Genomic DNA, 22,205 nt, shown 5'->3' with positions numbered 1-22,205 from the left:
CCGGGCAGACGCACCGCCCGCGCGTGCGGCGTACCGACGAGAGGCCGGGGTCTCCCGGCGAAGGAGTGGTGGCACCGCGACCTAGCCCCCGCCCGCTCCTCCAGGGCCTTCGCTCTCTGGAGGACTGATGAGACCACCTTTGCAAGCCCCGGCTACGTCTGCAGCCCCGTCTGCGGTAGCCACATCCACGGACGCGCCGGCTCGCACGCTCGCCCGCGACCTGTCCGCCGCCCCGCCGGGTTCGACGGCGCGGCTGCAGGGCTGGGTCCACCGCCGTCGTCAGCTGGCGACCGTGACGTTCCTCGTGCTGCGGGACCGCACCGGCCTCGCCCAGGTGGTGGTGCGCACCGGCGTCGGGCAGGCGCTGGAGGTGCCGCCGGAGGAGACCACTGTCGAGGTGACCGGCACGGTCACCGCCAACGCGCAGGCCCCGGGCGGGGTGGAGGTCACGGAGCCCGTGATCACGCCCCTCACCGACGACGCCGAGACCCCGCCCGTGGAGCTATGGCGGCCGGCGCTCACCGCCGCGCTGCCGACGATGCTCGACCACGCGGCCGTGACCTGGCGGCACCCCGCGCAGAAGGCGCGGTGGGAGGTCGCGGCGGCGAGCCTGCGCGGCTTCCGGGCGACGCTGGACGCGGCAGGGTTCACCGAGATCTGCACGCCGAAGCTGGTCGGGACGGCCACCGAGTCGGGCGCGAACGTGTTCCCCGTGGACTACTTCGGGCGGCCCGCGTACCTGGCGCAGTCGCCGCAGTTCTACAAGCAGCAGATGGTCGGGGTCTTCGAGCGGGTCTACGAGGTGGGCCCGGTCTTCCGCGCCGAACCGCACGACACGGTGCGGCATCTCGCGGAGTACCGCTCGCTCGACGTCGAGCTCGGATTCGTGCGCGACCACCGCGACGTGCTGGCCGTGCTGCGTGACGTGCTCGCCGGGATGGCCGACGCCGTACGCGGCTCGGGAGCTGCCGGACGGCTGGGCATCGAGGTGCCTGAGATCCCTGCGGAGATCCCGGTGCTCCACTTCGCGGACGCGCTCGCGCTGGTCAGCGCGCCGTCCGACGAGCCGGACCTGGCGCCCGAGCACGAACGGGCGCTGGGGGAGTGGGCCCTGGCCGAGCACGGGTCCGACTTCGTCGCGATCGAGGGCTACCCCATGGTCAAGCGGCCGTTCTACACGCATCCGGAGCCGGGCTCGGGGCCGGGCGGCCCGGGTGCTGCTCCGGGCGGCGAGCGGTGGAGCAACAGCTTCGACCTGCTGTTCCGTGGCCTCGAGCTCGTCACGGGCGGGCAGCGGCTGCACCGGTACGCCGACTACGTCGCCGCACTGGAGGCGCGCGGCGAGGACCCGGCGTCCTACGTGTCGTACCTCGCCGCGTTCCGGCACGGGATGCCGCCGCACGGCGGGTTCGCGATCGGTCTGGAGCGCTGGGTGGCGCGCCTCGTCGGGGCGGCCAACGTCCGCGAGGTGACGCCGTTCCCGCGCGACCTGCACCGCCTGGTCCCGTAGCTCCCGCGGATGCGGAGGGTGGTCGGTAGAACGTCAGGTGATCGGCAGCTCGGAATGCCGATCACCTGACGTTCTACCGACCGTCTGAAGGATCGCGGTCACTGTCAGTGGTCACCGCTACCTTTTGGCGCGCACTGCTTTTGCGGTGAGCCACAGGGGCGAGGTGTGCCCTGTGCCCGACGGCTGGGTGAGGAACGCGAGATGCTGCAGGAACTGGTTGACCGGGTCAAGGGCGGCGACACGACGGCGAAGGCGGTGCGTGACGCACTGGCCCCGCTGAAGCTGCTGGGCACCGGGCTGTACGACGACGCCGTCGGGTACGTGCTCGAGGGCGCGACACCCGAGGTGCTCGTGAACGTGCAGCAGTCGGGCAACACCGACCTGGACGGTTTGTTCGGCGCACCCCTCAAGCTCTGGTCGAGCTGGGTGTCGCCCGATGTCATCAAGCAGGTCGCGGCGGTCCACAAGGGCTGGAGCGAAGGCTCGGGCATCACGGCGCGCGGACGCGTCTACGCGACGGCCGACGCGGCGGTGCTGGCCCGGCTCGGCCGGCTGCTCGCGCAGGTGTGCCACACCGACGAGGCGCCCGACACGGTGCCCGAGTGGTTCTACGTCCTGGTGTACGACGGGGCACGGCGGGGGACCAACGAGCGGCACCGCTCCGGCAAGATGGTTGCCGAGGTCGCCGCCCGGCTGACGCCCTCGTTCCTGGAGCAGGTCGCCGTCGAGGGTGGGATACCCGCCGCCGACGCGGCACGCACCTTCTTCACGGCGATCCTGCACCGGGGATCCAACGAGCGTTCCTGGTACCAGGACCCGCGCCAGGCAATGGCCGCGCGTCAGGAGTTCGACCAGTACGTGACCGAGCACGTCGGCACGCTCGCCGAGGTCACCACCCAGCTCGGCGCGCATGGCAAGCAGGAGGTGCTGAACCGCATCGGGAAGCGCACGGCCGAGGCCGGGCTGGTCGAGATCGTGGCGGCGCTCGCCGTGGACAAGGCGAAGGGCGTGCGGACGAGGGCCCTGGGCCACCTCGCCGTGCACGACGACGCCGCGCAGGTCGCACTGCTGCGGCCCTACCTCGCCAAGGTCCCGACCGGACAGCTGGGCGAGGTCGTGACCCGGCTGGTCGGCCTGGACGGCGGTATCGAGGCGCTCGACGAGGCACTGGCCGCGCTCCGCGACGAGAACGGCAAGGTGGCGGCAGGCCAGAGCGCACGCGTGCGGCTCCTGGAGCAGACCGTGGAGCGGTCCCGCGCCCTGGACGAGCCCGGCACAGATGCCGGCGTGGAGCTCGTGATCGAGGTCCCGGGCTACGAGCCCCTCCCTGACCCGGTGGTGGAGCCCGGCTGGGCCGCGGGAGCCCGCAAGGTGCTCGACGAGCAGATCGCCAAGGCGCGTGTGCAGCTCGATCTCGCCAAGAAGGGCGGCAACGCGAACAAGTACTGGGCCGAACGCGCACAGCGCACCCTCAAGGAGCTCCAGTCGATCACCGACGCCGACCTCGCGGCGGTCCCCGACCGCGTGACCGGTGCCGTGGCCACCACGAACAAGACGCGCCACCAGAACGTCGTGCTCTTCCAGTGGCTCGCGGGCGAGCTCCGGAACCTGTTCCCCGAGCCCGGGCTCATGCTGGCGATCCGCGTGCTCACGCTCCAGGGCGTGGACACGCGGCGAAACTTCGTGTGGCCCCTGCGGCCCTACCTCGACCAGGCCACCGACCTGCGCCAGGTCCACGACGGACTGGCGCGCGCCGGGTTGCCGAACGTCGACGAGCAGGTCTGCAACATGGTGTTCGAGACCTGGTGGAGCGGCGAGGTGCTCGCGCCGTCCGTGGCCTGGCCCTACTTCGCCGAGCGCATGGAGATACTGGACCGCTACCTCGGCACGGAGGAGCCCTACCGCAACGGCACAGGCACCGCGCTGCGGCTCCTGCGGGAGTTCCCCGCCGTCCCGCCGAGCCTGCTGCCCAGGCTCACCGTGCTCGCGCTCGGGACTGGCAAGACCCACCGCCGCGCCGCGCAGGAGGTGCTGGAGGCGCATGCCGGGGCACGCAACCTGGCCGAGCAGGCGCTCGCCGACCCCAAGGCTGAGGTGCGCGCCTCGGCGGCCGCCTGGCTCGCCCGGATCGGTGACCCGGCGGCGGTACCGGCCCTGCGCGCCGCGCTGAAGAAGGAACGCCGGGAGGCCGCACGCGCGATGCTGCTCTCCGCGCTGGAGACCCTCGGCGACGACATCAGTGCCGACCTCGCGCCGGCGATCCTGGAGGCGGAGGCCACCAAGGGACTGAAGAGCAAGCTGCCCGCGAGCCTCGACTGGTTCCCGTTCGAGCAGCTTCCCGAGGTGCGATGGGCCGGCTCTGCGGGCGAGCGGGGCGCCGTCGTGCCGCGCGACGTCGTCCGCTGGTGGGTGGTGCTGGCCACCAAGCTGAAGTCGCCGAGCGGGGAGGGCCTGATCGCCCGGTACGTCGGCCTGCTCGACGCCGGGTCCCAGGCCGCGCTCGGCTCGTTCGTGCTGCGGGCCTGGGTGGCCCAGGACACGCGCGGCCCGTCGGTCGAGGACTCCCGTGCCTTCGCGGACCGGCACGCGCAGACGAACTGGACCAACCTTCAGGCCTCGATCAAGCGGTACCCGGAGTACTACGCCAGCCAGGCGGCGCAGACGGTCGAGGACCTCTGGAAGAACCTCTACCGGCAGAACCAGGCCACCTACCTCGGGTCGGCGACGCAGGAGAAGGGGCTGCTCGCGCTCACCGTCGGGATGCCCGGCGCGGAGCTCGCCACCACCGCGCAGCACTACTTCGCCGCCCACAAGGGCCGCCGCGCGCAGGCCGAGTACCTGGTGCGGGCGCTCGCCGCCAACGGGGACCGGGCAGCGGTGCAGCAGCTTCTCGCGGTCTCGCGCCGCTTCAAGCAGCGCAGCGTCCAGGAGACCGCGTCCGTGCTCGCCCAGGACATCGCCGACCGCAACGGCTGGGACGCCGACCAGCTCGCCGACCGCACGGTCCAGACCGCAGGCTTCGACGACGACGGGATCCTGCGCCTGGACCTCGGTTCGCCCGACGGCGAGCGCGTGGTCACCGGGCGCATCACCGAGGCCTTCACGCTGGAGCTGCGCAACCCGGCGGGCAAGGTCGTCAAGGCCCTGCCGGCCCAGCGCGCGTCCGACGACGACGAGGCCTACGCCGAGGCGAAGAAGCAGCTCAAGGAGTCGCGCGCCGAGCTCAAGGCAGTCGTGGCGCTGCAGACGCAGCGCTTCGCCGAGGCCATGGTCACCGGCCGCACCTGGACCTTCGCCGACTGGCGCGAGTTCGTCCTGGGGCACCCGCTGATGTCGCGCCTCGCCGCGCGGCTGGTGTGGGCCGCCGAGGCGCCGGGCGTCTCCGAGGCGGTCACGTTCCGGCCGGGCGACGGCGGCGCGCTGATCGGCGTCGACGACGAGGACGTCACGCTCCCCGACGACGCGCAGGTCTCGCTGGTGCACGCGGCAACCCTCGGGGACGACGACGAGACGGGCGCACCGGCCTGGCGCTCCCACCTCGCCGACTACGAGGTCACGCCGCTGTTCGACCAGGGCCTGGGCGCCGACGCGGCGTCGTCGTCCGGCCTGCTGCCGGACGTGCCGGGCACCGCCGAGACGATCGAGACCCGCAAGGGCTGGCTCAGCGACTCGTTCACGATCCGCGGCCGGGCCACGAAGCTCGGGTACGTGCGGTCGCAGGCGGAGGACGCGGGCTGGTTCGACGCCTACCGCAAGGAGTACCCGACGCTCGGGCTCTCCGTCGAGATCGAGTTCACCGGCGCGTTCCTGCCGGAGGAGAACATCACCGCCGCCGTCCGGCAGCTCGTGTTCCGGCGCAACGGCACCTGGGGCGAGCGGGGACGGCTCGCGATCAAGGACGTACCGAAGGCGCTGCTCGCGGTGTCCTACCGGGACTACCTGACGGTCGCCGACGGCGGTGCCTTCGACCCGGACTGGGAGAAGAAGAGCGAGTACTGACCCGGCGCGCCAGCGCCAGAACCGTCGCCACCCCAGCCATCCACCCAGCACCGCCAGATGCGAGTACCGAAGGAAGTCATGACCATCACTGAGACCGCCACCTCGGCCGAGATCCGCCCGCCCGCCGAGGTCCGCTACGCGGGCGAGCTCGCCGCGCTCGACGCCTGGGACACCGAGCGCGGCCACGAGCGGCCGCCTGGCTGGCAGCTGAGCCCGCGGGCCGTGCGGGCGTTCATCATCGGCTCCGAGGAGCTCGGGGTGCGGCGCAAGTTCTACGGTGACGACCCGCTGGTGGACCGTGCGGTCGTGTCCCTGATGGGGCGGCAGGGCCTGATGCTGGTGGGCGAGCCGGGCACCGCGAAGTCGATGCTGTCGGAGCTGCTGTCCGCGGCCGTGTCGGGCACGTCGACCCTCACGGTCCAGGGCACCGCCGGGACCACCGAGGACCACGTGCGCTACTCGTGGAACTACGCGCTCCTGGTGTCCGAGGGGCCGAGCGAGCGGTCGCTCGTGCCGTCGCCCGTCTGCACGGGAATGCGGGAGGGCCGGGTCGTGCGCTTCGAGGAGATCACGCGCTGCGCCCCGGAGATCCAGGACACGCTCGTGTCGATCCTGTCGGAGAAGCAGCTCATGGTCCCTGAGCTCGGGCCCGACGCCCGCGTGGCCGCCCGGCCCGGCTTCACCGTGATCGCCACGGCGAACCTCAAGGACCGTGGAGTGCACGAGATGTCCGCGGCGCTCAAGCGTCGGTTCAGCTTCGAGACCGTCGCCCCGGTGCGCGACCGCGCGTTCGAGATCGAGCTGGTGCAGCATCAGCTGGAGGCGGAGCTCGGGCCGGACAGCGGCAGGCCCGCCGTGCCGCTGGACGTCCTGGAGGTGCTGGTCACGGTGTTCCAGGACCTGCGGACCGGCAGCACGCGCGAGGGCGCGCCCGTGAAGCGGCCCGAGACGGTCATGTCCACGGCGGAGGCCGTCAACGTCGCTGTCGCCGCGTCCCTGGAGGCCCGGTACCTCGGCGACGGCACGGTGACCGCGGCTGAGGTCGCGCGCCAGATCTCGGGGGTGGCGCTCAAGGGCGAGGAGGAGGACGCGCGCCGGCTGCGGCACTACGTCGACAACGTGGTGCGCGAGCGCGCCCGGAATGACAAGCGCTGGAAGGCGTTCTTCACGGCGGCAGAGCCGCTGTGGCGGTGAGCGGCACGGCGGTGAGTGGCACGGCGGTGAGCGGTGGTGTCGCGTCGGGCACCGGCACGGGACGGCGCACGGACACCGTCTGGGAGCTCGCACCCGAGCGCCTGCGGGCGGCCGCTGACGCCGTCGGCCGGCTGCGGGACGAGCGTGGTATCCACTTCGCACCCGTGCGGCATCACAGTCCCGCGTGCGCGGTGGCGGTGCGGGCGGCGATCGAAGAGCTGCGCCCGGCGGCCGTCCTCATCGAAGGGCCGGAGGAGTTCACGCGGCTCATCCCGGACCTGCTGCACGAGGAGACGCGGCCGCCGATCGCGGTGCTGAGCCTTGGGGGCTCGAGCGCCGGGTCCGGCGCCGGAGGTGGTGCGAAGGCCCGCGACGCCGAGGACGAGCCTGCGGGTGCCGGCTTCTACCCGCTCGCGTCCTTCTCCCCGGAGTGGGTGGCGTTGCGTGCAGGGCACTCCGTCGGCGCGGAGCTCGCGTTCGTCGACCGCTCCTTCGGTGAGCGGTCGGCTGCCGAGCGGGCGCTCTCCGGTTCTGCCGCGCCGGGACAGGACGGGGTAGGCGAGGGCGGGATCGAGGACGGCGCCGGGAGCGGCACCGCGCGACCCGACCCCTTCGCGCGGACCCTCATGTCCGAGCGGTATCTGGCGCACTCGGAGGCCATCGCCGCGCTCGCGCGTCGCCTCGGCTGCCGGGACCACGACGAGGTCTGGGACCAGCTGTTCGAGGCACGGGCGAGCGCCGAGCTGGCCGACTGGCGGACCGTGTTCGACGACGTCTTCGCGTGGTCGGCGCTCGCGCGTCTGGACTACGAGGAGGGCGTGCTCGCCGGCGACGGTTCGCTGGACCGAGAGGCTCGGATGGCGGCCAGGATCGCCGAGACCGTCGATCGGCTCTCCGCGGACCGCCCGACCGGCGGCGGAGCCGGCCCGGTGCTCGTGGTGACCGGCGCGTTCCACACGCTCGCGCTGGTCGAGGCGCTGTCCGGCGCGCCGGAGGGTGCGCCGGTCCGCGACCGGCAGCCGGACGGCGGTTTCGGCCCGCCGGTGGAGGGTGAGGCGTGGCTGGTCCGATACGACCATGAGCGGCTCGACGGGCTGCGCGGCTACGGCGCGGGCATGCCGTCGCCCGGCTACTACGAGCGGCTGCACGCGGCGCACCTCCGGGAGCTGGGCCTGGCGCCTGAGCCGGCAACACCTGGTCCCATCGGTGCCCGCGCCCTCGCCACGGAGATCCTGGTCGACGTCGCGCGCAGTGCGGCCGGCCGCGGTCACGGGGTGAGCCTGCCGCAGGTCGGCGCGGCGGCCGAGTCCGCCGTCCGGCTCGCGGAGCTGCGCGAACGCAGCTTCGCGTGCCGCACGGACCTGCTGGACGCGGTGCGGTCCTGCTACGTGCAGGACGACGGCGGCGTCGGCGGGCCGGGCGAGCCCGAGCGACCGCTGGGGCTCGCCGTCGCCGAGGTGTTCGGCGGCCGGTCGCTCGGGGACGTGCCGCCGGGCAGCGCCTCGCCGCCCCTCGTGCGGGACGTCCGGGAGCGGGTGCGAGCCGTGCGGCTCGTCATCGACGACTCCGTGCCGCGTACGACCCGCCTCGACGCGCGCCGGACGGCGTCCCATCGGGCGAAGCGGCAGGTCCTGGCGCTGCTCGACTTCGTGGGAGCCGGCTTCGGGCAGCTCGTCTCCGGTCCGGACCATGTGGCCGGCCGCGGGCTCGGCCTGATCACCGAGGAGTGGCAGTACTGCTGGACACCCCTCGTCGAGGCGCGTCTGGTGGAGATGGTGCACCTCGGCGCGACGCTGGACGCGGTTGCGGTCGCGCGGCTGTACGAGGCGGAGGCCCGGCTCGCGGGCACCGGAACCGGGGCCACGGCCGGAGCGGGTGCCGGAGCCGCAACTGTCGACGCCCTCGCCCGGCTCGTCGCACAGGCGCTGGTGATCGGGATGGGCGCGCACCTGCCCCGGATCGTCTCGCTGCTGCGCACCACCCTGGACACCGACCGCGACCTGGGCTCCGTGGTGTCGGGCGCGCGGCGCCTGCTCGGCCTGTGGCACGCCCGGGTGGAGCTCGGCGCCGAGGAGCACGCGCACGAGCTGCTCGACCTGGTGAGCCAGGCGCTCGCGACGGCCGCCTACCTGGTCAGCGACCTGGGCAGGACGCGAGCCGAGGACGAGGACGCCGCCATCGGCACGCTGATCGACCTCCGCTCCCTGCTCCGGGACGCGGCGGCGGCGGGCGACGGCGGCCAGGAGGGAACGGGCGGGGAGAACCGCACTGCCGTCGTGCGTGAGCTCGCGCGCCTGCGGGACGACAGGAATACCGCGCCGGCCGTGTCGGGCGCCCTGCTCGCCCTGGGCTTCACCGACGGCGAGGTGCCCGACGACGTCCTGGTCACCCGGGTGCGCGGCGCGCTGACCGCCGGCGCGGACCCGGGCACCGCGGTGCGGTTCCTGGGCGGCGTGATGCGCGCGGCCCCGGACCTGATCCTGCACACGCCCGAGATGTTCGACGCCGTGGACGACGCCCTGCGCGCGCTCCAGGGCGACGCGTTCCTGGCCGTCCTGCCGGACCTGCGGCGGGCCTTCACCTGGTTGCGCCCCACCGAGACGCACCGGCTGGCGAAGCGGGTGGCCGAGAGCACCGGCGCCCGGGTGGATCAGGTGGACGTGCGGGTCGCGCTGTCCGAGGAGGACCTGGCGGCAGGCCTCGCCCTCGACCACGAGCTGGCGGCGGTGCTGGAGCGGGACGGCCTGGCCCACTGGGCCGGCAGCCCCGGAGCCGATACGACACGAGGAGAAGCATGAGCACCACCGGCTCCGGGACGCCTGGACCCGTAGGTACTGAACCCGCCAGCACCAAATCCGCTAGTACCGAACCCGCGAGCACCGAACCCGCGACGGTGATCTCCGACGACGAGGCCGCCCGTCGCTGGCGGCTGGTGCTGGGCCGGTACGCGGCCGACCAGCTCTCGGTGGGGCAGCAGGACGCCGGCCTCGAACGGTCGCTGCGGTACCTGTACGACCGCGAATACACGTCACGCGGCCACCGCGTGGGCCAGGGCGGGGACGACTCAGGGCGGCCAGGCAGGGGAGCCGGCCTCGGCGGGTCCCAGCCGCACGGCGTCGACGTGACCGCCCTCGGCTGGCTCAACGAGGCGGGCAGCCTGTTCCCGCGCGAGACCTTCGAACGCATGCAGGTCGACGCGGTGAGCCGGTACGGCCTCACCGAGCTGCTGCAGGACGAAACTGCCCTGGAGACCCTCGAACCCTCGCGCGAGCTCGCCGTCGCGATGCTGCAGGTGCGGGGCGCCCTGGACGACCGAGCGGCGGCGGGCCTGCGCCGCGTGATCCAGCGCGTCGTCGAGGACATCGTGAAGCGGCTGCGCACCCGGTTCACCACGGCGGTCAACGGACGCATCGACCGGTCACGCCGGTCGATGCACCGGGTGGCGCGGAACTTCGACTGGAAGCGCACGCTGCGCGCCAACCTCGGCCGCGTCGACGCCGACGGCCGCATGACGGTGCAGGACGTCCGCTTCTCGTCCCGGGCCCGGCGCACGCTGACCTGGGACGTCATCCTGCTCGTCGACCAGTCCGGTTCGATGGCGCCGTCGCTGCTGTACTCCGCCGTCTGCGCCGGGATCCTCTCCGGCCTGCCCGGCATCAACGTGCAGCTCTACCTGTTCGACACGTCGGTCGTGGACATGTCGCACGTGGCCGACGACCCGGTCACCGTGCTGATGACCGCGCAGCTCGGCGGCGGCACCGACATCGCACGGGCGGTGCGCCACGCCGAGCAGCAGGTGCGCAACCCGTCGCGCACGGTCGTGGCGCTGGTCAGCGACTTCTACGAGGGCGGTTCCGTGTCCAGCCTCCTGTCGACGGTGCGCCGGATGGCGTCGTCGGGCGTGACGATGCTGGGACTCGCCGCCTTGGACGAGGCGGCGGAGCCGGTCTACGACCAGGGCACCGCCAGGCATCTCGCCGAGTGCGGCATGGAGGTCGCGGCGCTCACCCCTGAGCGGTTCGCCGAGTGGCTGGGAGAGGTGCTCTCATGAGCGAGCCGACGACGAGTGTGCCCAGGACTTTCGCCTGGGCCGCGCCGTACGCGGGCCTGGACGACGACGCGCTCAAGGCGCTTGGCAACGCCGGGCTGTTGCGCCGCGCCCGCAAGGACTACGCCGGTGTGACCGAGCTGTCCCACGATCTGAAGGGTGCGGTGCTCGGCGTGTCCGGGGCGTCGGTCCGGGTGGACGGCCGCGGCCCGGCGGCAGTCTCCTGCGACTGCCCGACGGCGGGGGTGTGCCAGCACGTCCTGACCGCCTGCCTGTGGGCCGCCGAGGTCGCGCCCGAGGCGCCGCCGCAGGGTGCGGCGCCCGTCGTCGCGCAGTCGGCGCCCAGGACGTCCGGTCCCGGATCGGAGAGTGGCACCGGGGCCGCACCCGCGTCCGGGGCCCGGCGGACGGCGGCCCCGCGCGGCCCCTCCGAGGTGGTGCTGCGGCGCCGCCGGGAGGCGCTCGCGGAGGTGCGCGACGTCGTCGGACGGCTCATGTCGGGCGGCCTGTCCCACCTCGGTCCGGACGACGCCGAGTCCCTGCTCGCGCTGGCCGGCCGGGTACGTCTGGCCGGGTTCGAGCAGGTCGAGCCCGGTCGGGTCAGCGGCGTGCGGTTCGTCGGCCTGCTGCGGGTGACGGCAGGCTTCGTCAGCGGCTTGGCCGGGCGGGACGACGCCGTCACCGAGTCCGACCTGCTCGATGCCTTCGCCGAGGTCTGGGCGATGGGCGAGGTGCTGCAGCGCGCCCTGGACACGGGCAGCGGCAACGGCCCCGCCGGCGGGGAGGACCCCGCGAAGCCCACGGGAGCCGCGAGCCGCGCCGAGGCCGAGGAGCTGGACGTCGCGCGGTGGGTGCCGCTCGGAGCCCGGTGGTGGAACTCGCCGAGCGGTTCGCGAGGGTTCGCCTACCTGGGCTGGGACAGCGTGGCTGACACGGCATCCGGGACGGATGCTGGTCAGGTGCGGCAGGTCGTGACCGGCCGTCCGTCGGGCACCGACCCGAGCTTCCAGCGCAGCTGGACCAGCCCGCTGCTGTGGGGCCGGTCCCTGAGCACGCTGTGCGAGGGCGCCTTCACGCTGACCGCGGTGCGGGCCAAGCCCGACGGCACCCTGGGCGCGGGCGGTACCCCGGCGGTCCACCGTCTGGACGGTGACGGTTTCGATCTCGCCGAGCTCCAGCAGATCGCGGAACGGACGGGCGCCGGGGTGGCGCCGCGCGACGTCGTCGGGTTCGGGCGCCGCCCGGCGAACGTGCGGCTCGTGCTGGTGCGCGACGTGGGTGAGATCGGGATCGACGAGGTGCGGCAGGAGCTGACGCTCGCGATCGTCACGTCGGAGGGCGAGGAGCGCGCGCTGCGTCTGCCCGCGACGAGCGAGCAGGCGGTGCAGACGCTGCTGTCCGTCAGGTCGAGGCTCGTGGCGGTCACGATCGAGCGGCGCGAGGACCGGGACGAGCCGGTAGGCCTGTTCGTGCGCGACAAGGGCGCGATCCGGCTGGTCAGCCCCACCATCACGCCCGCCTGGACGTTCGAGAGCAGCCACTGGGACTTCTGGCGCCGGCGCATCCGCAAGCTGCGGGCACAAGCGGCGTCGGCGAAGACAGTCCGGGCGGTGGCCGCGCCGCCGACCCCGGTGCGCCGGGTGACGCTGCTGCTGGGCGACGTCCTCGTCGCGGCGGCGGCGACGGGACGGCCGGTGCTCACGGCGCGGCAGCGGTCCGACGTCGAGCAGGCGCGCACCCTGGCCAGGGATCTCGGGCTCGCGACGCTGGAGCGGACGGCCGGCGGACTGCTTCACGGTGAGCTGACGCCGTCGACAGTGCTGCACGCCGCCTTCGTGGTGGGCAGGGCCCGGGCGGTCGCGGACGTCGCGGGCTGACCGGCCCGCTGCTGCCGTGGAGTGTCAGAGGGCCGGTGCAGACTGAGCCCATGCACACGGTGATCTCGCGGGAACCCTCGGGCACCGGCCTACGGCCGGTTTCCGACTCCGGCGCGCCCGCGGGGGAGCCGCGCATCATCGATGCCGCCGGCCTGGCCGACGAGGTCGGCACGGATGAGTCGTCCCAGGTCCGCTGGACCTGGGACGACACCAACAACTGGTACCCGGCCCTGCTCGCCGAGGGCGTCCGGGTCGACCGGGCGCACGACCTGCGCCTCGCGCACGCCGTCCTCCGCACGTCGGTGCTCTCGGCTCGCACCGCGCTCGCCGAGGCAGGTCCCAGCGCCTGGGACCGCCTCGCACCCGTCCCGCCGCCGGGCGGGCCGACGGCGGCCGCGCTGCTTCGTCCCGACCGGCACCCCGGCGCCGAACCGCTCTTCGACCTCGGCGAGATCACCGCGCCCCCGGCCCGGCCCGGGACCGACCGGAACAGTGACCGGAACAGTGACCGGAACAGCCGGCGCGAGGGCGACGAGCGGCCGAGCGGCCCGGAAGCGCCGAGCGGCAGACAGGGCAACGGCGAGACCCTCGACCCCGCCGCCGAGCTGGCCGCCCAGCTCGCGGCGCTCAAGGACAGCACCGAACCCGGCCGCCTGAGGCTCCTGCTGGCGGCCGAGTCGGCCGGGGCGCTCGCGGCCGCCGAGATGCACCATGCCGGGCTCCCGTGGCGCGGCGACATCCACGACGAGATCCTCACGGAGGCACTCGGCCCGCGACCCCGGCCGGGTGCGCGCCCGGCGAAGCTCGAAGCGCTCGCCCACCAGATCCGGGAGGCAATCGACGCCCCGCCGACGCTCAACCCCGACTCCCACCCGGACCTGTTGCGCGCCATGGAGTACGCGGGCGTGGGCGCCCGGAGCCTCCGCAAGTGGGAGCTGGAGAAGCTCGATCACCCGGTGATCGCCCCGCTCCTCGAGTACAAGGGCCTCTACCGCCTCTACACCGCCAACGGCTGGAACTGGCTGGACACCTGGGCGCCGGACGGCAGGTTCCGGATGGAGTACGTGGTCGGCGGGGTCGTCACGGGCCGCTGGGCCAGCACGGGAGGCGGCGCGCTGTCGCTGCCCCACAACGTCCGGCGCGCGGTGACCGCCGATCCGGGCTGGACGTTCGTCGTCGCCGACGCCGCCCAGCTCGAGCCCCGGGTGCTGGCCGCCCTGGCCCGCGACGAGCGCATGGCCGCGGCGGGGCGCAGCAAGGACGGCGCGAACACGGACATGTACGCGGGGATCGTCGCGACGGGCGCCGTCGACTCCCGCGAGCACGCCAAGGTCGGCATGCTCGGCGCCATGTACGGGGGCACCACGGGCGTCAGCGCACAGGTGCTGCCGCGGCTCGCCCGTGCGTTCCCGCAGGCCATCGACCTGGTCGAGCGTGCGGCGCGGGCGGGTGAGCGGGGCGAGAGGGTGACCACGCGGCTCGGCCGCAGCTCGCCGCTGCCCGGCGACTCGTGGGCCGCGGTCCAGGGTTCCGCGTTCGACGAGGACGCCGGCGCCGACGCCCAGTCACGGGCCCGGAGCCAGACCCGGTCCTGGGGACGGTTCACGCGGAACTTCGTGGTCCAGGGAACCGCCGCCGAGTGGGCGCTGTGCTGGATCGCGTCCATCCGCCGCCGGCTCTGGGCGCTGGGGGAGGCCTCTGCCGAGGTCGCGCCCGGGCTCGCGCCCGCGCCGTTCGACAGGCGTCCGCACCTGGTGTTCTTCCTGCACGACGAGGTGGTGGTGCACGCACCGGCGGCCCTCGCCGAGGAGGTGGCGCGCGAGGTGCGCGCCGCCGCGGACGAGGCCGGGCGCCTGCTCTTCGGCGACTTCCCGGTGGACTTTCCGCTCAGTGTCGCGGTCACCGAGAGCTACGCGGACGGCAAGGGCTGAGTCCGGGTCGCGGCAGTCCGGGAAGCAACGGCCAGAAGCGAGTCAGTCAGAGGCGCACCGGTCAGCCCGCGAGCAGCCCGACCGCTGCGGTGACCACCTGAGCCGAGCGCAGTGCCGCGTCGTCCACGTGCGTGAGGAACTCGGTGCCGTCGGGCGCGCACAGGTCCGAGACGGCCCGCACCGAGACGAAGTCGGTGCCGAAGTTGTGGCACAGCTGCGCGAGCGCCGCCGACTCCATGTCGATGGCGAGCATGTCGGGGAAGTCGGCGCGGAGCCGCAGCGCTAGGTCGGCGGTGGCGAACTTCTCGCCCGAGCCGATGGTGCCCTCGCGCAGCACCTGACCGGCGACGGTCGCGGCGGCCTGCCGGACGGCGTCGGTGAGCCCCGGCGCGGCGTCGTACGCCTCGGGCATGCCGGGCACCTGGCCGAGCACGTACCCGAAGGCGCGGGCGTCGGCGTCCGCGTTGACGAGGCGCGCGCCCAGTACCACGTCCCCGACCGCGACGTCCTTGCCGAGCCCGCCGGCGCTGCCCGCGCTGATCAGCGGCACGCCCACGCCGTGGCGGAGGATCGCACTCGTGCCCGCGGCCGTCGCGTTGACGAAGCCGATGCCGGTGCGCGCCAGCACGACCGGCTGCCCGGCGAGCGTGACGTGCCGGAGCTCGGCACGGCCCACGCGCTCCGGCTCGCCCACCTCGGACGCGAGGTCGAGGAACGGCGCGGCCTCGTCGTCCATCGCGACGAGCACGACGGCGACGGGCAGCTCACTCCCCACTGGTCTGTCCCGGCGGCAGCGAGATGCCCGGCAGCGGCGCCCCCGGACGCTGCATCCCGGCTGCCGCGTCGCGGGCCGCGGCCTCGCGTGCCGCCGCGTCGCGGGCTGCGGCGTCACTCGCTGATGCCTCGCCCGGGGCGCCGTCGGCGAACACCTGGGACCAGACACCGCGCGCCGACAGGAACACGGAAGCGGCCTCCTGCGCGCCGGCCAGGGTGTGGTTCGCGCCCCAGCCGCACTGCACCTCGTTGGCGGCGGGCACCTCGGTCGCGGCGACGATGTCGCGCATCGTCGCCTCGATGAGGCGCAGCACGTCCTCGTAGGCGGGTTCGCCCTGCAGCATCAGGTAGAAACCGGTCTGGCAGCCCATGGGGGAGAAGTCCAGGACGGCGTCGGAGTGGTTGCGCGAATGCTCCGCGAAGAGGTGCTCCAATGAGTGCACGACTGGCATCTCGAGGTGCGCGACGTTGGGCTGCGTGAACCGCACGTCGTACTTGACGAGCACGCCCCCGGCCGCAAGCTCCTTGCGGTCGGCGAGGCGCACGTACGGGGCGGCCACGGCGCGGTGGTCCAGGTTGAACGACTCGACGTTCATGCGGGGTGCTGGCTCGGTCACGGTACGAGCCTATGCCGTTCGCGCCCGCGGAACGACGTCACCACGAACCCCTCACCCGGTGCACGGCCCGGCGAAGGGCCCCGTACTACGCTGCGATGCGTGAGCAGCACCGACGCCCCCGCGCCCGACCCGTCACCCGAGCAGTCCGGCACCACAGCCCCCAAGCTGGCCCAGGTCGTGCGTGCCCTCGACGGCCTCTACCCGCCGTCGACGGCGGAGGGCTGGGACGCCGTCGGGCTGGTCGCCGGCGACCCGGCCGCACCCGTACGCAAGGTGCTGTTCGCGGTCGACCCGGTCACCGCCGTCGTCGACCAAGCCATCGAATGGGGCGCCGACCTGCTCGTCACGCACCACCCGCTGTTCCTCCGCGGCGTGAGCTCCGTGGCCGCCACCACCTTCAAGGGCTCCGTGGTGCACCGGCTCCTGACCGGCGGGTGCGCCCTGCACGTCGCGCACACCAACGCCGACGCCGCCCCGCGCGGCGTGGCGGACGCCCTCGCCGACCTCGTCGGCATCACCGACCGGCGTCCCCTCGAGGTGAGCGCGGCAGGCGAGAAGGACGGTCACTACGGCACCGACCGCGGCATCGGCCGCGTCGGGCGCCTCGCCGAGCCCACCACCCTCGCCGACTTCGCCCGCCGCGTCGCGGCAGCGCTGCCCGCCACCGCACAGGGCATCCGCTTCTCCGGCGACCCGGACGCCGTCGTGACGACGGCCGCCGTCCTCGGCGGCTCCGGCGACGGCTACTTCGACGCCGTCCGCGCGGCCGACGCCGACGTCTACGTCACCTCCGACCTGCGCCACCACCCGGCCTCCGAGCTGCGCGAACGGGCCGAGTTCGAGGCCCGTGCGGCCGGGACCGACGGACCTTCCGGCACCCCGTTCCTCGTCGACACCGCCCACTACGCCAGCGAGTGGCCCTGGCTGCGCTACGCCGTCGAGGACCTCGCCGCGGCGCTCGCGGCAGACGGGCTCGCGATCGAGGCGCGGGTCAGCGAGCTCGTGACCGACCCCTGGACGGGTCAGGTCCCGTCCCGCTGAACCGCCTGCCGGGCGCACTCCGAGACCACCCACGGACCGGCCCCCGGAGTGGCTTCCGCGCGGGCACGCGCGAGGTAGCGTTGGACAGCCCCCCAGAACCCGACCGAGAGGACGCCCTCGTGGCTACTGCACCACTCGAAGACCAGCGCAGGCTGCTGGACGTCCAGGCGCTCGACACCCGTGTCCAGCAGCTCGCCCACCAGCGCAAGAACCTTCCCGCGCTGACGAAGCTGACCGAGCTCGACGGCCGGATCGCGGACCTGCGTGCCTCGCTCGTCGAGTCGCGCACCCGGGTGGCCGACCTCAAGCGAGAGCTGACGAAGGCGGAGTCCGACGTCGAGCAGGTCCGCAACCGCGCCGACCGGGACCAGAAGCGGCTCGACTCGGGCGGTGTCGGCGCCAAGGATGCCGTCGCGCTGACCGACGAGCTCCGTTCGCTCGCCGCGCGCCAGGCCGCGCTGGAGGAGGTCGAGCTCGACGTCATGGAGCGGCTCGAGGCGCATCAGGAGGCGCTGGCTACCGTCGAGGCCGCCAACGGCGAGCTCGTCGCCGAGAAGGCGAAGGTCGAGGCCGAGCGCGACGCCGGCTGGGCCGAGATCGACGCGCAGATCCAGGCGATCGCGGGCGAGCGGGCCAAGGCGGTGGACGGGCTCGACACGGCCCTCGTCACGCTGTACGAGAAGATCCGGGTGCAGCAGGGCGGCACCGGCGCCGCGCTGCTCAACGGCAACCGCTGCGACGGCTGCCGGATGGATCTTCCGCCGGCCGACCTGGCGACCATCAGGAGCGCGGCCCCCGACGCCGTGGTGCGTTGCGAGGAGTGCGGCCGGATCCTGGTGCGTGGCGCCGGCGCGACGACCGGCGCTGCCGCCGGATGAGCGAGGCGCCCGGGTTCGACACGCACCGGCGCCCGCCGGCCGCGGCCACCCGGTTCGACGACGCCCTCCCCCTGACCGTGGTGCTCGTCCGGCACGGGGTGACGGCCCTGACGGAAGCCGCCGCATACTCCGGGTCGGACGGCCCGGGCCCGTCCCTGACGACGCGCGGCCGGCTGCAGGCGGCGCAGGCCGCCGACGCCGTCTTCCGCGTCGGACGCGCGGCCCGCACCGGGGCGGGTTCGACGGGCGGCATGCGCAGCGGCGGCCTCTGGCCGGACCTGCCCCGCCCGACGGCGCTCGTCGCCTCGCCGACGGCGCGTACCCAGGAGACGGCTGCCGCGGTCGGACGGCGGCTCGGGCTGCACATCTCCACCGATGAGCGCTTCGCCGAGTGCCGGTTCGGGGAGTGGGACGGGCTCACCGCGCCGCAGATCGAGCAGGGCTGGCCCGGTGAGCTGGCCCAGTGGCACTCGACGGGCACGTTCGTGCCGCCCGGCGGGGAGTCCTACGCGCAGCTCGGCGCCCGGGTCTGGGACGGGCTCACCGACCTGCTGGCCGGCGGCGTGGACCGCACGGTGGTGGCGGTGGGCCACGCGGCGCAGATCCGCACCGCCGTCGGGCAGGCGCTGGGCGCTCCCGCGTCGCACTGGGCGCGGCTGCGCGTCCCGCCCGCCTCGCTCTCGGTCGTGCGCCTGTGGGAGGACGGCACCACCGAGGTGACCGCTGTCGGAGTCCCTACCGACGGCTGAACGACACCCGTGCGGTGGCGGCGGCGGTGCCGCCCGGGGAGCGGGTCTTCCTCCACGACCTTGCGCGCTAGTGTCCGGCAGCCGGGTCGGTGACCGGCTCGCTCTCCGGACGGCGCAGCGTTCCTCGGGCGAAAGCCGGCGCGAGCGGTATCAGGGCCAGCACGAGCACGGCGGACAGCATGAACCCGACCCGTAGGCTGAACGCGCCGACGAACCCCGTGAGCACTGCGCCGAGCAGGGCGCCCGCATAGTTGAACTGGTTGAAGCGCGCGATCACGGCGTCGGTGCGGGCGCGGTCGGGCTCGGTCGCCGAGCCGCCGGTCGCCGAGTCGGCCGAGACCCCGGCGATGCGCCCCGCCGCCGAGAAGCTGAGCGGCGCCACGAGGGCGATCGAAGCCCCGAGGACCGCGAAGCCCGCCACTGCGACCTGCCAGGACGGCGCGAGCGCGACCAGTGCCAGCGCCCCGAACGCCACGACTGCCCCGATGCGGAGCAGCGGCACCACGCCGAACCGGGTGACGAGAAGCCCGCCTGCCAGGCGCACCAGCATCGAGGCCACGAGGTAAGGGAGGCTGGCGAGCGCGACCAGGTTGCCCGGGGCGCCCAGATCGAGCGAGAGGAGGACGGGGCCCCACGCGGCCGCGGCGGTGTCGGCCATGTAGAACACGACCAGCCCGGATCCCACGAGCCAGATGGGCCGCCACGGGATCGGTCCCGCGGCAGCAGCCACCACCGGGCTCGCGATCGGCGGCGTCAGGCCGGCTCCGCCGTAGGACATCCCGGGCATACCCTGCGGCTCGCGTGCGACCCGCGGCAGGTACGGCGCAAACGCGATCACCAGCGGTACCACGGCGACGAACACGCCGACCGTGAGGGAGAGGTGCCCTGTGGCGAGCGCGATGACGGCGGCGCTGATGCCGCCGGTGGTCCAGTACCCGTGGGATGACGGCAATATCGGCCGGCCGTACCGGTGCTCGAGATCGACGGCCTGCATGTTGGTGGTGGCGTCGACCAGGCCGAGTGCGATGCCGTAGACGGCGATGGCGCCCGCGAAGATGCCGACCGCGGGGGCCAGCGTAAGTGCCGGGACTGCCACGACCATCAGGAGCAGCCCGAGCCGGAGCATGAGCGCACTGCCGGAGTGGCGCACCACGTGCTCGGTGACGAGTGATCCCACGCCGGCGAGCAGCACCATCATGAGCAGCAGCAGGGAGAGGGTCACCTCATCGAGCCCCCACCGTTCCAGGAACCGTGGCAGGCGGGTGGTGAGGCTGATGAAGACGAAGCCTTGCGCGAAGAACGCCGCTGCCACTGCGACTCTGGCGCCCGTCAGGCCGCTGCCTCCGGCGACGTCGCTGCCGCCCGTCTGGATGATGCTCATGAGGCGCCATCCAACCGCTCTATGGGCGCGGGCGCCAGACCTGTTGCCGAGGTTGTGCTCAGGCGAGCACGAGCTCCAGTGTTCGCGGCCCGCGCGGCCTGCCGTCCAGGAGGTTCGCCTCGATGAGCGTCTGGTCCTTGCCCGAGCCGATCTCGGTCAGCATCACCGAGCCCACCAGCTCCTGGGCGGCCTTCAGCACGTCCTCGCTGGTCCGGGCCTCGTGCTCGCGGCGCAGCAGGTGCCCGGCCAGCACCCCGCGCGTGTGCTTCGCGTTGTGCGAGACGACGGTCCGCTTGCCGTCGGTCTCTCGGAGCACCCGCACCTCGACCCATTCGGCGGCCCCGTCCCCGGTCGTCCGGGGCTTCCAGGCAGCGACGTAGGTAGCGGACCGGCAGTCGACGACGACGTCGCCCGCGGCCCGGGCGTCGAGCACCTCGGCGAGGGCAGGCTTCCAGAACGTGGCGAGCCGCCCGACGTCGGGCAGGCCGATGCCCATGCTGAGCCGGTAGGCGGGGATCCGGTCACCGGGCGCGACGACTCCCCACAGCCCCGAGAAGGTCAGCACGCTCGCCTGGGCGCGCTGCGCTGCGCCGTCGGGCAGCGTGGCCAGGCCGGCTGCCGCATACAGGACCCCGGTGTACACCTCCGCCGCGCGGGCCGACGGCGCGTCGTGGAGCGCGATGTTGCGCGCCACCTCGTCGGCGAGCCCGTCGCTGACGCCGAGGGCGGTGGTCGCGTCGGGCCCGGCGCTGACCCGCGCGAGATTCGCGAGGACCTGCTTGCGTCGCTCGGTGAGCTCCGGGTGGACCAGGGCGCCCAGGTCGAGCGGGGCCGCGCCGTCGGGCGCCGGCGTCTTGCCCTCGGAGGGCGGGAGGAGCAACATCACCCGCCCAGCCTAATTTGCCGGGCGGGATGGCTCGGTAGGTTGGCGCACATGGCCCAGGTCAAGGTGTACGGAAACCGGTCGGTATGGGGCGAGCGGCGCGCGGAGATCTCCGACGCGCTGCACGAGGCGCTCGTGCGCACCTGGCAGCTCCCTGAGGACAAGCGGTTCCACCGCTTCCTCCTCCTGGACGACGGCGACCTGGTCGCCCCACGCTCGGACGCCTACCTGGTCGTGGAGGTCATCTGCTTCACGGGCCGCAGCCGTGAGGCCAAGCGCGCGCTGATCGCGGCGCTTTACGACGACGTCGCGCCGCGCCTCGGGCTGGACGTCAACGATCTGGAGATCGTGATCGTGGAGAGCCCGAAGGAGAACTGGGGGATCCGCGGGATGTCGGGGGACGAGCTGACGCTGAGCTACCGGGTCGACGTCTGACGGGCTCTGTGACGGGCGGTATGGAGGGTTGACGGTACGCTTCTACCTGCGGACGAGTCGGTCGGACGGTCGCGTTGGGTGCCCTCGGGCGCCCGCCGAGGAACGTCCGGGCTCCACAGGGCAAGGTGGTGGTTAACAGCCACCCGGGGTGACCCGCGGGACAGTGCCACAGAAAACAGACCGCCCTCGGTCTCAGGACCGGGGGTAAGGGTGAAACGGTGGTGTAAGAGACCACCAGCGCTGCCGGTGACGGCAGCGGCTAGGTAAACCCCACCTGGAGCAAGGTCAGACAGACTGTGTTTGAGGGCTGCCCGCCCGATTCTCTTCGGAGAAGCACAGTTGGGTAGACCGCTCGAGCCCTGCGGCAACGCAGGGCCTAGATGGATGGCCGTCGCCTGCGCAGGGGTAACCCGGCGCGGGAACAGAACCCGGCGTACAGACCGGCTCGTCCGCTTTTAAGGCCCTGACCTGCATCGGAGCACCAGTCGGAGGCTTCCAGGCGCGAGATCACGTTCGCAGTTGCGCCATGGTCGCCTGGCCTGAAGGCCGTGGTGATACCAGTAGGTGTCCAGGGTCTCACTCGCGTCCTTGTGGCCCAGTCGTGCCTGAACCGCCTTGACGGACACGCCGTGGCGGATGCGCGGGCTCGCGTAGTAGTGACGCAGATCGTGGAAGTCGACTGGATGTCCTCGGAGTCGATCGGGGCTAGCGGCAGGTGTCCCAACCGTGGGTAGGTTCGGATCTCAAGAACCACGTCGACCTGGTCCTCTGTGTTGCCGCGATGGACCTGGAGCGTCCGCCAGTGCTCGGCGTGCTCCTTGAACGTGAACTTGCCGGCGTCCGGGTCGACGCGTCGTCGTCTCCAGACCGCCAGGACGACGGTCGCCG

General features: G+C 73.5%; 14 protein-coding genes, 1 other RNA gene and 2 pseudogenes. 12 read left to right on the top strand and 5 right to left on the bottom strand.

Annotated features, from left to right (window positions below; genetic code table 11):
* Positions 1-127 precede the first annotated feature (127 nt).
* The 7 genes from aspS (at position 128) to ACFO6V_RS08990 (ending at position 14,559) form a co-directional block, all read left to right on the top strand.
* Positions 128-1,510: an aspartate--tRNA(Asn) ligase gene (aspS, locus tag ACFO6V_RS09020; protein ID WP_377134397.1), complete on the top strand. Its 1,383-nt coding sequence runs from the start codon at positions 128-130 to the stop codon at positions 1,508-1,510.
* A 201-nt stretch (positions 1,511-1,711) separates the two neighbouring features.
* On the top strand, positions 1,712-5,509 hold the full coding sequence (locus ACFO6V_RS09015) for a DUF4132 domain-containing protein (protein ID WP_377134395.1): 3,798 nt from the start codon (positions 1,712-1,714) through the stop codon (positions 5,507-5,509).
* Between the two features lie 78 nt (positions 5,510-5,587).
* The gene (locus ACFO6V_RS09010) at positions 5,588-6,703 is read left to right on the top strand and encodes an ATP-binding protein (RefSeq protein WP_377134393.1); all 1,116 of its coding nucleotides are present in this window, start codon (positions 5,588-5,590) and stop codon (positions 6,701-6,703) included.
* Positions 6,700-9,501: a DUF5682 family protein gene (locus ACFO6V_RS09005; protein WP_377134391.1), complete on the top strand. Its 2,802-nt coding sequence runs from the start codon at positions 6,700-6,702 to the stop codon at positions 9,499-9,501. The genes ACFO6V_RS09010 and ACFO6V_RS09005 overlap by 4 nt, the downstream gene beginning before the upstream one ends.
* The gene (locus tag ACFO6V_RS09000) at positions 9,498-10,754 is read left to right on the top strand and encodes a VWA domain-containing protein (protein WP_377134389.1); all 1,257 of its coding nucleotides are present in this window, start codon (positions 9,498-9,500) and stop codon (positions 10,752-10,754) included. Before ACFO6V_RS09005 ends, ACFO6V_RS09000 begins: the two co-directional genes overlap by 4 nt.
* On the top strand, positions 10,751-12,628 hold the full coding sequence (locus tag ACFO6V_RS08995) for a hypothetical protein (RefSeq protein WP_377134387.1): 1,878 nt from the start codon (positions 10,751-10,753) through the stop codon (positions 12,626-12,628). The genes ACFO6V_RS09000 and ACFO6V_RS08995 overlap by 4 nt, the downstream gene beginning before the upstream one ends.
* A 50-nt stretch (positions 12,629-12,678) precedes the next feature.
* Complete coding sequence (locus tag ACFO6V_RS08990; protein ID WP_377134385.1) at positions 12,679-14,559, top strand: bifunctional 3'-5' exonuclease/DNA polymerase; 1,881 nt, start codon at positions 12,679-12,681, stop codon at positions 14,557-14,559.
* Between the two features lie 61 nt (positions 14,560-14,620).
* Here the strand turns inward: ACFO6V_RS08990 and mtnN are convergent, their stop codons facing one another.
* Both mtnN and ACFO6V_RS08980 read right to left on the bottom strand, forming a co-directional pair.
* Entirely contained in the window at positions 14,621-15,334 is a 714-nt protein-coding gene (gene mtnN / locus ACFO6V_RS08985) for a 5'-methylthioadenosine/S-adenosylhomocysteine nucleosidase (RefSeq protein WP_377134383.1), read from the bottom strand.
* Between the two features lie 145 nt (positions 15,335-15,479).
* Positions 15,480-15,929: pseudogene (locus ACFO6V_RS08980) on the bottom strand (S-ribosylhomocysteine lyase); the annotation flags it as partial.
* 120 nt (positions 15,930-16,049) lie between these two features.
* Between ACFO6V_RS08980 and ACFO6V_RS08975 the strand changes: the two are divergent.
* From ACFO6V_RS08975 to ACFO6V_RS08965, 3 genes are all read left to right on the top strand, one after another.
* Entirely contained in the window at positions 16,050-16,991 is a 942-nt protein-coding gene (locus ACFO6V_RS08975; protein WP_377134381.1) for a Nif3-like dinuclear metal center hexameric protein, read from the top strand.
* Between the two features lie 119 nt (positions 16,992-17,110).
* A complete protein-coding gene (locus tag ACFO6V_RS08970) occupies positions 17,111-17,869 on the top strand; it encodes a zinc ribbon domain-containing protein (RefSeq protein WP_377134379.1) in 759 nt (252 codons plus the stop codon).
* Positions 17,866-18,618 (top strand): histidine phosphatase family protein, encoded by a 753-nt coding sequence (locus ACFO6V_RS08965; RefSeq protein WP_377134377.1) that lies wholly within the window; start codon positions 17,866-17,868, stop codon positions 18,616-18,618. The genes ACFO6V_RS08970 and ACFO6V_RS08965 overlap by 4 nt, the downstream gene beginning before the upstream one ends.
* 67 nt (positions 18,619-18,685) lie before the next feature.
* Here ACFO6V_RS08965 and ACFO6V_RS08960 read toward each other — a convergent pair whose 3' ends face one another.
* A complete protein-coding gene (locus ACFO6V_RS08960) occupies positions 18,686-19,999 on the bottom strand; it encodes an MFS transporter (protein WP_377134375.1) in 1,314 nt (437 codons plus the stop codon).
* 58 nt (positions 20,000-20,057) lie between these two features.
* Positions 20,058-20,885, bottom strand: coding sequence for a YaaA family protein (locus tag ACFO6V_RS08955; RefSeq protein ID WP_377134373.1), 828 nt, complete (start codon positions 20,883-20,885; stop codon positions 20,058-20,060).
* Between the two features lie 48 nt (positions 20,886-20,933).
* On the opposite strand from ACFO6V_RS08955, the gene ACFO6V_RS08950 reads away from it, so the two are divergent.
* The gene (locus ACFO6V_RS08950) at positions 20,934-21,317 is read left to right on the top strand and encodes a tautomerase family protein (RefSeq protein ID WP_377134371.1); all 384 of its coding nucleotides are present in this window, start codon (positions 20,934-20,936) and stop codon (positions 21,315-21,317) included.
* A gap of 53 nt (positions 21,318-21,370) precedes the next feature.
* An RNA gene (rnpB, locus tag ACFO6V_RS08945) (RNase P RNA component class A) lies at positions 21,371-21,769 on the top strand.
* A 3-nt stretch (positions 21,770-21,772) separates the two neighbouring features.
* Here rnpB and ACFO6V_RS08940 read toward each other — a convergent pair.
* Positions 21,773-21,988: pseudogene (locus ACFO6V_RS08940) on the bottom strand (tyrosine-type recombinase/integrase); the annotation flags it as partial.
* Between the last annotated feature and the right edge of the window lie 217 nt (positions 21,989-22,205).

This window comes from Promicromonospora alba (assembly GCF_042654905.1).
Lineage (GTDB): Bacteria > Actinomycetota > Actinomycetes > Actinomycetales > Cellulomonadaceae > Promicromonospora > Promicromonospora alba.
Note: the sequence above shows the minus strand (reverse complement) of the source record. Positions and strands in the feature narration are given on the sequence as shown.

What these genes read in the sequence shown, in the direction of transcription:
- ACFO6V_RS08965 (WP_377134377.1), top strand. Translation starts at nt 17,866, where the DNA reads ATGAGCGAGGCGCCCGGGTTCGACACGCACCGGCGCCCGCCGGCCGCG.
- ACFO6V_RS08950 (WP_377134371.1), top strand. Translation starts at nt 20,934, where the DNA reads ATGGCCCAGGTCAAGGTGTACGGAAACCGGTCGGTATGGGGCGAGCGG.
- ACFO6V_RS09010 (WP_377134393.1), top strand. Translation starts at nt 5,588, where the DNA reads ATGACCATCACTGAGACCGCCACCTCGGCCGAGATCCGCCCGCCCGCC.
- ACFO6V_RS09015 (WP_377134395.1), top strand. Translation starts at nt 1,712, where the DNA reads ATGCTGCAGGAACTGGTTGACCGGGTCAAGGGCGGCGACACGACGGCG.
- ACFO6V_RS08960 (WP_377134375.1), bottom strand. Translation starts at nt 19,999, where the DNA reads ATGAGCATCATCCAGACGGGCGGCAGCGACGTCGCCGGAGGCAGCGGC.
- ACFO6V_RS08990 (WP_377134385.1), top strand. Translation starts at nt 12,679, where the DNA reads ATGCACACGGTGATCTCGCGGGAACCCTCGGGCACCGGCCTACGGCCG.
- ACFO6V_RS09000 (WP_377134389.1), top strand. Translation starts at nt 9,498, where the DNA reads ATGAGCACCACCGGCTCCGGGACGCCTGGACCCGTAGGTACTGAACCC.
- ACFO6V_RS08995 (WP_377134387.1), top strand. Translation starts at nt 10,751, where the DNA reads ATGAGCGAGCCGACGACGAGTGTGCCCAGGACTTTCGCCTGGGCCGCG.
- aspS (WP_377134397.1), top strand. Translation starts at nt 128, where the DNA reads ATGAGACCACCTTTGCAAGCCCCGGCTACGTCTGCAGCCCCGTCTGCG.